The organism is Corynebacterium sp. UMB8791 (assembly GCF_054166365.1).
On record NZ_JBSZCG010000110.1, the window covers coordinates 16,281 to 27,380 of the forward strand.

The window sequence follows — 11,100 nt, forward strand, 5'->3', positions numbered from 1 at the left end:
CGGTGGCTCCGTCAAGCGGGGCATCCGGAAGTGTTCCTGCCGTCATCGTGGCAGGCGGCACTGTACCAAGGAATTGAGGTAATTCGATGGCTAAGAAGAAGGTCACTGGCCTGATCAAACTGCAGATCGAGGCTGGCATGGCAAACCCGGCTCCGCCGGTTGGTCCTGCGCTGGGTGCACACGGCGTGAACATCGTTGAGTTCACCAAGGCATACAACGCTGCAACCGAGTCCATGCGCGGCAACATCATCCCGGTTGAAATCACCGTGTATGAAGACCGCTCCTTTGACTTCATCCTGAAGTCCCCACCGGCTGCATCCCTGCTGTTGAAGGCAGCTGGTCTGAAGAAGGGCTCCGGCGTCCCGCACACCCAGAAGGTTGGCTCTGTCACCTGGGATCAGTGCAAGGAAATCGCCGAGACCAAGAAGAAGGATCTCAACGCCCGCGACATCGAGGCTGGCGCCGCGATCATCGCTGGTACCGCCCGCTCGATGGGCATCACGGTCGAGAAGTAATTCTCACCGTCTGTGGGAGCGCCGGCCAGGCGCGTACCACATTTCCTGACAACACCATTTTCTGAAAGGAAATCAACATGGCTAAGAAGTCCAAGCGCTACAACGAGACGCTGGCAAAGGTCGACCGCGACGCGTTCTACCACCCGCTCGACGCCGTCAAGCTGGCACAGGAGACCTCCTCCAAGAACTACGACGCCACCATCGACGTCGCAATGCGTCTGTCCGTCGACCCTCGCAAGGCTGACCAGCTGGTCCGCGGCACTGTCAACCTGCCACACGGCACCGGTAAGACCGTCCGCGTCGCTGTGTTCGCAGAGGGCGAGAACGCAACCAAGGCTGAGGCTGCAGGCGCTGACATCGTCGGAACCGACGCACTGATCGAGCAGATCAACGCCGGCAACATCGACTTCGACGTCGCAATCGCGACCCCGGACCAGATGGCGAAGGTTGGCCGCGTTGCTCGCGTCCTGGGCCCACGTGGCCTCATGCCGAACCCGAAGACCGGCACCGTCACCACCGACGTCGCGAAGGCGATCGAGGAGACCAAGGGCGGCAAGATCGCGTTCCGCGTGGACAAGGCTTCGAACCTGCACGCGCTGATCGGTAAGGCTTCCTTCACCGCTGAGCAGCTCGCCGAGAACTACGGCGCTCTGCTCGACGAGGTGCTGCGCCTCAAGCCGGCATCTGCGAAGGGCGTGTACTTGAAGAAGGTCACCGTCTCCGCAACGCAGGGCCCTGGCGTCCCAGTGGACACCAACGTTGTGAAGAACTTCGCTAAGAAGGCGTAAGCTTCGGCGTTTTACTACGCAAAACACCCCAGTCGATTCGTCGACTGGGGTGTTTTCTACTCTTGCGTCTTGGTTACTGTTTGGGGCGCGGCACCGAGTAGGTGAAGGTGAACTTCGACAGAATGGCGCCTGTGACCTCCGAGTGTGTCTCCACGTCCGCAACGATGATGGTGCGACCCGCCCTCACGATGGAGGCGGTAGCGATTGCGTCACCCTCCTTGGTGTTGGACACCACGTTGCCAGCTACCGAGACAGCGAGCGGGAACACGCCTTCTGGTACCTGCTGCATCGCCAGCCAGGTGCCGCACAAGTCGGCTTGGCCGAACAGCGCCGGGGCAGAGAACATGCCGGCCGGCTGGGCGATCGCCTTGTGCAGCGGCATACCGAGCTTGACCTGGTCCTTGTTGCCGTCGATGGCGTAAACACGCAAGGTTTGTGCCACGTCTTGGACGCCGCCGTCTTCGCGGTAGAAGTGCGCCCAGCGCTTCTGGAACTCGTTAAGTTCGGCCATTTATTTCAACTCCAGTCCGTCGATATCCATGGATTGGTTAGTGACCCAATCGGGCTCGGCCACCAGGAGGGAGAACTCTTTGCCGTCGCGTTGGGTGACGTCCAAGACGTACCGCAGTCCGGCTTCCTCGGCGGCGATGACGCCGTCGGTGTCGCCGACAGGCACAGGCACAATGACGCGCCGACACTCCGGTTGCTGTTTGAACACCTCAGCCACGGTCTCCTTGATTTCCGCGGTAGTCCCGAGGTCCACCACGGTGTCCGTGGTGCCGTACGGGTACGTGTGCTTCAGCGGCGATTTGGTGATGTTGCGGTAGTCGAGCATCTTCCGCCTCCTTACTTCTGTGCTTCAGGCTGGTTCTGCGATGACACGACGGACTGGCTTGCCTCCGCCGGGTCCTCGCCGAACATTGCGCGAACGTCCTGGCGCAGCTGGATCTTGTTGATCTTGCCTGCCGGGTTGCGCGGGATTTCGTCCACGTGCACGACACGCGTTGGCAGCTTGTAACGTGCCAGGTAGTTCGCACAGTGGTCGCGGACTTCTTCCAAGGTGAGTTCCTTGCCGTCCTTGACCTGCAAGACGGCGACGACAGCTTCACCCCAGCGCTCGTCGGGGATACCGATGACGGAGTTAGCCAGGATGTCGTCGTGTTCGGCGAGGACGCGCTCCACCTCGGCGGGGTAGACGTTCTCTCCGCCGGAAATGATCAGGTCCTTGAGGCGGTCGACGATGAAGAAGTATCCGTCCTCGTCGAAGTAGCCAATGTCACCGGAGTGGAACCAGCCACCGGTGTACGCCTTCTGGGTTGCTTCAGGGTTGTTCCAGTAGCCGACGGCAACGTTTGGGCCCTTCACCCACATCTCGCCGGGAACGCCTGGTTCCTTGATGTGCTGCCCGGTTTCGGTGTCCATCAGTTTGACTTCGGTGTGCGCCATGGGGATGCCGCAGGAGCCGAGCTTTTCCATGGTCCTGGCCGGTGGGAGGTAGGTGGCAAATGGGGAGGTCTCGGTGAGGCCCCACGCCTGCTGGACGACGGAGTCCTTCTGTTCCCAGTACGTGCGGATCAGCCGTGGTGGCACCGGGGCGCCTGCGCAGATGATGACGCGGAGGCTAGAAAGGTCGGAGTCAGCGAACTCGTCGTGCTGTGCCATTGCCTCGAGCTGTGCCGGCACGAGGAACGCCGAACCGATCTTGTACTGGGCGACGTCCTTGAAGATGCGGGCTGGGTCGAAGGTACGGTGCACCACAACCGAGTTGCCGCGGCCGAAGGCGCGCACCGCGAAGGAGTTCAGCGCGCCGACGTGGAACAGCGGGGCGGACGCGAGCGTCGCGTCGCCGATGCGGCTGTCGATCGCTGTGTCCACGTTGATCTGGTTCCACCACAGGTTGCCGAACGTGATCTGGGCGCCCTTCGGCAGGCCAGTCGTGCCGGATGTGAACAGCAGCAGCGCCAAGTCAGACATGGTGCGTGGCGTCGGCTTTTCCACAGCCACGGTTTCGTACTCGGAGCTTTGCGAGGTCCGCGACCAGTACAGCGGGATATCGCTCTCTGGTGGGGCGGCTTCGTCGTCATCGACAATGAGGACATGGTGGCGCTCCACGCCGTAGATGCGCTTTGCCTCGTCGAGGAACGTGCCCTCCACGATGATGCTGTTCGGGCTGCCCATCGCCAGCAGCTGCGAGACTTCGCCCGCAGCCAGGCGGAAGTTCACAGGCATGAACACTGCGCCGATCCACCAGGACGCGAACATGCCATACATGAAGGAGCTGGAGTTCATACCGAAGTAAGCGACGCGATCGCCCGGATTCACGCCAGCTTCCTTCAGCTGGGCCGCCCAGCGGACTACGGTGTCACGGAACTCACCGTAATTGATTTCTTGGCCTTCGTAGGCCATCGCCAAGCGTTCTGGCTGCCAGTCAGCATGGCGCTGTACTTGGAAGCAAGGGCTGACGTCGAGAGTGTTTGCGTCGTGCTCAACACCGCGAATTAACATAGGTTGTCGCCTCCGGCAGTCTTAGCGAAACCGCGAGCCGCGATTCCGCCATCAATCTTGATCACTTCGCCGGTGATGTTCGCGCCGTCTTTCCTGGACGCCAACAGCACGTACGGCCCGGTGAATGCATAGGGGTCAGTAGAAATGTCATGGAGTGGTAGGTATGGGTTGCCGCCGTCGCCGCGCTTGTCCATGATGTCGGAGAACTTCCGGTCATCCAGGCCAGCGGACGCGGGGCCGGATAGGTTCGTGCGCATGCCGCCAACGCCGACACCGTTGACACGGATTTTCGGGGCGAGCTCGTACGCCAGCTCAAGCATCATGCCTTCGGCACCGTGCTTGCTTGCGGTGTAGACCGGCCCGCCGCCGGCCGCGTAGGTCGATGCGTTGGACAGCGTGAAGATCAGCGAACCGTTCGACGCTAGCAAGTGACGCCACGTAGCTTCCGCGGTGAGCAGGTAGCCCTTGAGGTTGACGTTCATGACGTCGTCAAAAATGGCGCTCATCTCTTCGCCGTTGAGACGGGTGATGGAACGGTTGTAGTCCCAGATGCCAGCGTTTGCGATGACGGTGTCCAGGGATCCGAACTCCGCCACGGCAGCGTCGACGGCTTTGTGCAGCGAGTGTGTGTCGGTCACGTCCGCCACGAGCGGCAGGACGTGCTCGCGGCCGATCTCGTCGGCGACGCTTTCGCATCGCTCGAGCGAGATGTCCACAACTGCTACGCGCGCACCTTCTTCAACGAAGCGCTTCGCCAGCGCTGCCCCAAGTCCGGAGCCACCACCAGTAATAAGTACGTGTTGTCCTTGTAGCATGTCGGCCCTTAGAAGAAGGTAGAGATGTTCTTGGAGTTCAGAACGTTGATGTCGAGCAGGATGCGGCGGTCAAAGACCTTCCACTTCGGGCCGTCCTCACCGTCCTTCGCGGGGCGAAGCAGGTCGGTGCGGGTGCCCACAAACTGGTCCTGCTCGCGCTCGAGGCGAGTGCGCCAGACGTAGAAGTTGGTGCGGACCTCGAGCGCCTCGACGGCGTCGGCGCCTTCACCGACGGTGACGTGCCGTGCGATCAGGTTCGTGATCAGGTGGCGCGTACGCGACGGCGGGTCTTCAGCCCACGCCATGCCGGAGTCGAAGCGGCGGATGCGCCACGCTAGCGAGTCGTAGGTTTCGTCGTAGAAGGCCGGGCCGTCCTCGTCCGAAATGGAGAGGGCCTGCTCGCGGCGGAGGCGGTTCGTGCGGGTTGGTGCCCAGTAGAAGAGGTCTTCGTCGAAGTGGGTCAGCCAGTCGACGTAGCGTCCCTCGTCGAGGAGGGCGGCTTCGTCGTAGTACACGTTTTGGAGATCGAAGTAGGTGGTTTGGTCCACTCGCTCCCCGGGGGTCACGTCGTCGCGACGTAGAAAGTCAGTCACGAGTCCATTCCTTTCTTGTAGCTATCGAGCAAGTTTCTTCAGAGGAATCGATGCGTCAGCCAGCTTGTCCTTATCGACGGCAATACCGCGGTCGATGATGCGACGTGCCGCACGAACAGCCATCGAATCTTCGATTGCTGCCGCGCCAACCAAGGCGCCGTTCTCGTCGAGGCGCAACGCGACGGCCGGGCGACCCTCCGCGTCATTGCGGATGATGGTTTCGCCAGGGATAGTCATATCGCCGGTACCCTCAACGTGGACGCCGTAGCGGTCGGACCAGAACCAGGACGCGGAAAGTTTCGGAGACGGGCCGTCGATAATTGAGGCGGCGGCTGTCTTTGCTTCCTGGATTGCGGAGTCCCAGTGCTCGTGGCGGCGAAGTAGCGTGCCATCCTCGAGGCGGGTGCGGGCGCAGTCGCCCACAGCCCAGATGGAGGAGTTCGACGTGCGCTGCTGCTCATCCACCAGGATGCCGTTATCGGTCTCCAGACCAGCGGATTCGGCGAGGACCGTCTCCGGGATGATGCCGATACACAGCAACACAGCGTCAACCGTGACGGCGTCGTGGCCGTCGAGGCCGATGTGGAACCTGCCGTCAGACTCCTCGATGCTGGAGGTCATCGCGTTAATGAACTCCACGCCGTTTTCCGCGTGCATGTCGTGGAGGCGCTGCGCCAGCTCAGGGCCGACAGCAGGGACCAGGGATACCGGTGCAGGGTCGATGAGTACCACGTCCGCGCCCAGCTTGCGTGCAGAGGACGCGACCTCTGCACCAACAAGGCCAGCGCCAATGATGCCAAGCTTCTTGCCTGGGCCGATCAGCGAGCGCAGCTTGTCAGCGTCCTCAGTAGTGCGCAGCACCACGACGTTGTCGCTGTCGAAGCCCGGCGCACTGCCGCGACGAGCAGTACCACCAGTGGCGATCACGAGGTTGTCGTACGCAACCTCCTCACCGCCCTCCAGCACCAGCTTCTTCGATTGCGCCTCAACGCGCTCAACGGTGGCTTGCTTCAGCACAATGCTGTTTTCCTCGAGCCACTCCGCCGGGCGGAACTCAATCTCAGCGCGCGTCTTCTCGTTGGTCAGGTAGTCCTTGGACAGCGGTGGGCGGTCGTACGGAACACCAAGCGGATCAATGATCGTGATCTCACCGGTGTAACCGTTCCTGCGCAGCTCATCAGCGACGGTAAAGCCGCCGATTCCGCCGCCTACGATCGTCGTGCTGCTCACTTGTCGGCTCCTTCAGCAGGCACGCCTGGGTAGAGCCAGACTTCTTCGCCACGCAGCTCAACCTTGTGCGTGTTGGTGTCCTCGGTCGCTGGCATGCACTGCACCGCGCCAGTCTTCATGCAGAACTGGCTGGAGTGCACCGGGCACTCAACCATTGTGCCGTCGACCCAGCCGTCAGACAGGTGAGCGATTTCGTGGGTACAAATATCGTCGAGGGCGTACACTTCATCGTCTTCGGTGCGGAAGAGTGCAATCGGCTTGTCGTATCCCGACATTTCCTCCGTGACCAGGAAGCCTTCCTCCTGCTCGAGATCGTCCAGGTCAGCAACTTTTACTGGTTCAGCCATGGTAATTCGGTTCCTTTCGAGGGTGTGTTTGGTTTACTTCTCGTGCCAAGCTGGGGTCGACATCAGTTCGCGCCAACGGCGGTACAGCGCACGACCAGCAGCGTCTGAATACAGTTCGGATGTAGTGCCGGGGAATCCTTCACGTTCGCTGACCGTGGCCATACCCATCTGGTAGTTCAGCGGGGTGTTGCCAACCATGAAGCCATGTGCGATGGACTGGCACTCAGACCAGTTCTCGCCGTCGTCCTGCTCGAAGATGCCCGACGGGCCAAAAGTGCGCAGGTTATACAGGCGCTGCGCGCGAGCCACATCCTCCGGCATCGAACGGTCCAGGACAGTCCATGCCCAAACTTCCATCTTGTTCGGGCCCTTCGGGTGCCAGACGCGGATCGAGCCATTGACCGGAAGGTAGGAGAAGTTCGGGAACACGGTTGCGTGGCCGTTCGTCATCGGGCCCATCACCTGCTCAGGGGAGAGCCGCTCGCGCAGGAAGTCGTAGTCGTAGTACTCGTGGACCGGCTGGGCGTCGAAACGGTTCTTCGGGTGTACGGGGAAGCCCGCGCCGTTGCCGTGGTCGTCGTGGTACTGCACACCGGTGCGCTCCGCGATCTCCTTCTTCGGGCCCTTGCCCGACGGGGACATCACCATCAGCGCAGAGGCATGCGACATGTTGACGTGGTACCAATCAGTAGCGAACTGCTCCGCTGCCAACTTCCAGTTGCCGTCGAGCACCCACTTAGTGACGCCACCAACGACGTAGGTGCCTTCAGGGTCTCGGTCCATGAATGCGTCGATGTACCAGCGCATATCACCAAGCGCATCCTCGAGCGGCTCGGCGTTCTCGTCCCAGTTCGCGAAGATGAGGCCCTTGTAGGACTCCACGCGGGGCACCGTGACCAGCGGCCAGTCGTCCTGGGAGAAGTTCTCGTCGTACTGCTCCTTGCCAGGAAGGTTGACGAGGTTACCGTCGAGGTCGTACGCCCAGCCGTGGTACGTACAGGTAAACATCTTCGTGCGGCCCTGGTCGGCGCGGCACACGCGGGCACCGCGGTGACGGCAGCTGTTGAGCAGCACGCGGATTTCGCACTTCTTGTTCATCGTCGCGATGACCGGGTCCTCGCCCATGTACGTCTGGAAGAAATCGCCCGGCTTCTGGAACTGCGACTCGTGGGCGATAAACAGCCAGGAACGGGCAAAAATACGCGACATTTCCTGCTTATAGACGGCCTCGTCCGTAAAGACTCGACGATCTACCAGGCCACCTTCAGGGTCGACCATGCCACTGACGTCGATGCACTGATCCAATTCTGCCGGCCGCTGTAAGCCGGACTTTGGTGGCGTTGCCATAGGTAACTCCTTCGCACCTAGTGATAGAAAGCACAATTACTTCTGAAGCGTTCTTTGCTTCACACAATTCTTAAGCTACATGGGGGCAGTTATGTTCGCGTATGTGTTCCAGTGAATAGAACAGAATCTGTGGGACGGGGGTAGGGAGCGAGGGTAGTTCAGACATTCTTGCTTTTGAGTATGTGGTTTAGTGTTCCAAAACCCGGAACAAGGGCGCGGAGTGTGATGTGCTACTTCTACAGTCAGATGTGACAGCTGATAAACCCAGCCCCGGAGGAGGCCACCATGAGCGTAAAACTTATTGCGCTGTCCCACAGCCCGCTGCTCGGCATCAACGAGCCAAAACCAGAGGTGAACGAGGCGCTGCAAGACGCATTCGCAAAAGCCCGCAAAGCCGCGGAAGAATATGACCCAGATCTGGTCATCGTCTTCACGCCGGACCACTTCAACGGGTTCTTCTACACCCTGATGCCCCCGTTCTGTGTAGGCCTACAAGCAGAATCGATGGGTGACTACCTCACCACGCCTGGCCCATTCGACGTGCCCGAGTCAGCCGCAGAAGAGCTCGCGCAATTCGTTATCGACCAGGACGTCGACATGGCAATCTCCCGCCAGATGGTTCTCGACCACGGCGGCGCACAGCCTGTCGAGCTGCTCTTCGGCTCCCTGACCGCCAAGCCAGTCATTCCGATCTTCGTCAACGGAGTCGCCCGACCGTTCACCGCGATGCAGCGCATCCGTGTGATGGGGGAGGCCGTCGGCAAGTGGGCGAAGGCCCAGGACAAGAAGGTGCTGATGGTTGCCTCCGGTGGCCTGTCCCACGACCCGCCGCTTCCACGCTGGGCATCCGCAACCGACGCGCAGAAGCACTTCATGCTCCACGGCCACCCGGACCAGGCCGACCGCGACGCTCGTGAAGCTCGCGTCATCGCCGCCGGCAAAGAAGGTGCCGCAAATGCAGGAATCATCGACATCAACCCAGAGTGGGACGAAAAGTTCATGGCGGACTGCATCTCCGGCGAATCGACGCGATTCGACGCCTACGACGCCGACACCATGGACGACGAAGCCGGTCACTCCTCGCACGAGGTGCGTACCTGGGTTGCGGCGTTTTCCGCGCTGACCGCCGCCAACGGTGGAGTCAACGCCGAGTTCACGTTCTACCGCCCAATCCCAGAGTTCGTCGCAGGCTTCGGCCTGGTCATTGCATCATAGGAGAGACAGATAGATGAGTAGCCGTGAGGACTCCCTGCGTACCATCGCAAACGACCTGCTCGCCGCGTACCCGTCCTGCGAGCCGATCGCGCCACCGCGCACCGTCGTCGCCGACCTTGATATCGCCGACGCCTACGCAATCCAACAGATCCAGGAAAAAGACTTCGTTGCCCGCGGACACAAAGTTATCGGGCGCAAGGTTGGTCTGACCTCACTCGCAATGCAGCAGCAGCTGGGGGTCGATAGCCCAGACTTCGGGTTTTTTACCGACGCCGACCTCTACGAAGCCGGCACCGACATTGCAGTCGACCGCTTCATCTCCCCGAAGGTCGAACCGGAACTCGCGTTCGTGCTCGGGAAGGACCTTGAACCGGGCGCGACACTCGAAGAGGCCCGCAAGGCTGTCAAGTCCGCGCACCTTGCCGTCGAAATCATCGACTCACGAGTCCGTGACTGGGACATCCGCCTTGTCGACACCATCGCCGACAACGCTTCGTTCGGCGCCATCGTGTGGGACCCGACCCCGCTCGATCTCGACCTGGAGGAAGCTGCAACAGTCCACGCGACGATGACGCTCGACGGCGAAGTTGTCGGAGAGGGCGTCGGCAAGGATGTGATGGGCGACCCGCTGCTCCCGCTGCCGTGGCTCGCAGGCATTCTCGACGAGCAAGGCACCGCCCTGCGCGCCGGTGACATCGTGCTTACCGGTAGCTTCTGCGGCGCAGTCGCTTTCAAAGCAGGCCAACACCTCGCAGTATCCTACGGCCCATACGGGGCCATCGACGTCCGGTTTAAATAGGTTTGGAGCACCACAATGCAAAAGAAAATGACAGCAGCCATCGTCGGATCGGGCAACATCGGCTCCGACCTGATGATGAAGCTTTTGAACAACGAATCCAACATTGATCTGCGCTACATGGTCGGCGTCGATCCAGAATCGGAAGGCCTCAAGCGTGCGCGCGAAAACGGCATCGCGGCCTCCCACGAAGGCGTCGACTGGCTCCTGCAACAGGATCCGCTTCCAGACCTCGTCTTTGAAGCAACCTCGGCGGGCGCACACGCGGCAAACGCACCGCGCTACCGCGAAGCAGGCATCCGCGCCATCGACCTCACCCCGGCAGCCGTCGGCCCATTCTTCTGCCCATCGGTCAACCTGGATGAGCTCGAAACCGTCGACAATGTGAACATGATTACCTGTGGCGGTCAGGCCACCACCCCGATTGTCGCGGCAGTATCCCGCATCGTAGACGTCGAATACGCGGAGATCGTTGCGTCGATCTCCTCGAAGTCCGCGGGTCCTGGCACCCGCGCTAACGTCGACGAGTTCCTCGAAACCACTGCCGCCGCCCTCGAACAACTCGCTGGCGCGAAACACGCAAAAGCCATCATCATCCTCAACCCCGTCGAGCCACCAATGATGATGCGCAACACTGTCTACTGTGCCCTTCCTCCAGAAGCCGCGGCTCCTGGCGAACTGCAAGACCAGATCGCCGCGTCCATCAAAGAAATGGCAGCGAAGGTGCAGCAGTACGTACCGGGCTACCGCCTCACCGCGGATCCACAGTTCGAAGAAGCCCGCGACGACTGGAACGGACTCGGTCGTGTTTCCGTCCTCATCGAAGTAGAAGGGGCAGGCGACTTCTTGCCGGACTACGCCGGCAACCTCGACATCATCACATCGGCAGCAATTGCCACCGCAAACAAGTACGCCGAGCTCGTGTCGGCGCAGAAGCAAGGAGCATAGT

Annotated in this window: 13 protein-coding genes; 5 read left to right on the top strand and 8 right to left on the bottom strand. The window is 61.0% G+C overall.

What is annotated here, in order from left to right; genetic code table 11:
- The first annotated feature begins 86 nt into the window (after positions 1 to 86).
- A complete protein-coding gene (rplK, locus tag ACXIUA_RS05030; RefSeq protein ID WP_070363143.1) occupies positions 87 to 515 on the top strand; it encodes a 50S ribosomal protein L11 in 429 nt (142 codons plus the stop codon).
- Between the two features lie 77 nt (positions 516 to 592).
- Positions 593 to 1,303, top strand: coding sequence for a 50S ribosomal protein L1 (gene rplA / locus ACXIUA_RS05035; protein WP_070477499.1), 711 nt, complete (start codon positions 593 to 595; stop codon positions 1,301 to 1,303).
- Positions 1,304 to 1,376: 73 nt separating this feature from the next.
- Here rplA and ACXIUA_RS05040 read toward each other — a convergent pair whose 3' ends face one another.
- The 8 genes from ACXIUA_RS05040 to ACXIUA_RS05075 are packed head-to-tail and all read right to left on the bottom strand — an operon-like array spanning position 1,377 to position 8,140.
- A complete protein-coding gene (locus tag ACXIUA_RS05040; RefSeq protein ID WP_070363141.1) occupies positions 1,377 to 1,814 on the bottom strand; it encodes a PaaI family thioesterase in 438 nt (145 codons plus the stop codon).
- Complete coding sequence (locus ACXIUA_RS05045) at positions 1,815 to 2,138, bottom strand: hypothetical protein (protein WP_457976285.1); 324 nt, start codon at positions 2,136 to 2,138, stop codon at positions 1,815 to 1,817.
- Positions 2,139 to 2,149: 11 nt separating this feature from the next.
- Entirely contained in the window at positions 2,150 to 3,808 is a 1,659-nt protein-coding gene (locus tag ACXIUA_RS05050; RefSeq protein ID WP_457976286.1) for an acyl-CoA synthetase, read from the bottom strand.
- Positions 3,802 to 4,623 carry an SDR family NAD(P)-dependent oxidoreductase gene (locus ACXIUA_RS05055; RefSeq protein WP_457976287.1) on the bottom strand — a complete coding sequence of 274 codons (822 nt, stop codon included), beginning with the start codon at positions 4,621 to 4,623 and terminating at the stop codon, positions 3,802 to 3,804. Before ACXIUA_RS05055 ends, ACXIUA_RS05050 begins: the two co-directional genes overlap by 7 nt.
- Positions 4,624 to 4,631: 8 nt before the next feature.
- Positions 4,632 to 5,216 carry an aromatic-ring-hydroxylating dioxygenase subunit beta gene (locus tag ACXIUA_RS05060; protein WP_457976288.1) on the bottom strand — a complete coding sequence of 195 codons (585 nt, stop codon included), beginning with the start codon at positions 5,214 to 5,216 and terminating at the stop codon, positions 4,632 to 4,634.
- Positions 5,217 to 5,237: 21 nt separating this feature from the next.
- A complete protein-coding gene (locus ACXIUA_RS05065; RefSeq protein ID WP_256020575.1) occupies positions 5,238 to 6,446 on the bottom strand; it encodes an NAD(P)/FAD-dependent oxidoreductase in 1,209 nt (402 codons plus the stop codon).
- Complete coding sequence (locus ACXIUA_RS05070) at positions 6,443 to 6,793, bottom strand: non-heme iron oxygenase ferredoxin subunit (RefSeq protein ID WP_070363135.1); 351 nt, start codon at positions 6,791 to 6,793, stop codon at positions 6,443 to 6,445. The genes ACXIUA_RS05065 and ACXIUA_RS05070 overlap by 4 nt, the downstream gene beginning before the upstream one ends.
- Before the next feature lie 33 nt (positions 6,794 to 6,826).
- Positions 6,827 to 8,140, bottom strand: coding sequence for an aromatic ring-hydroxylating dioxygenase subunit alpha (locus ACXIUA_RS05075; RefSeq protein WP_457976289.1), 1,314 nt, complete (start codon positions 8,138 to 8,140; stop codon positions 6,827 to 6,829).
- 285 nt (positions 8,141 to 8,425) lie between these two features.
- On the opposite strand from ACXIUA_RS05075, the gene ACXIUA_RS05080 reads away from it, so the two are divergent.
- The 3 genes from ACXIUA_RS05080 to ACXIUA_RS05090 are packed head-to-tail and all read left to right on the top strand — an operon-like array spanning position 8,426 to position 11,099.
- On the top strand, positions 8,426 to 9,355 hold the full coding sequence (locus ACXIUA_RS05080; RefSeq protein WP_070363133.1) for a 3-carboxyethylcatechol 2,3-dioxygenase: 930 nt from the start codon (positions 8,426 to 8,428) through the stop codon (positions 9,353 to 9,355).
- Between the two features lie 13 nt (positions 9,356 to 9,368).
- Positions 9,369 to 10,154, top strand: coding sequence for a 2-keto-4-pentenoate hydratase (locus tag ACXIUA_RS05085; RefSeq protein WP_070975776.1), 786 nt, complete (start codon positions 9,369 to 9,371; stop codon positions 10,152 to 10,154).
- A gap of 15 nt (positions 10,155 to 10,169) precedes the next feature.
- A complete protein-coding gene (locus tag ACXIUA_RS05090; protein ID WP_070363131.1) occupies positions 10,170 to 11,099 on the top strand; it encodes an acetaldehyde dehydrogenase (acetylating) in 930 nt (309 codons plus the stop codon).
- Position 11,100: the final 1 nt, after the last annotated feature.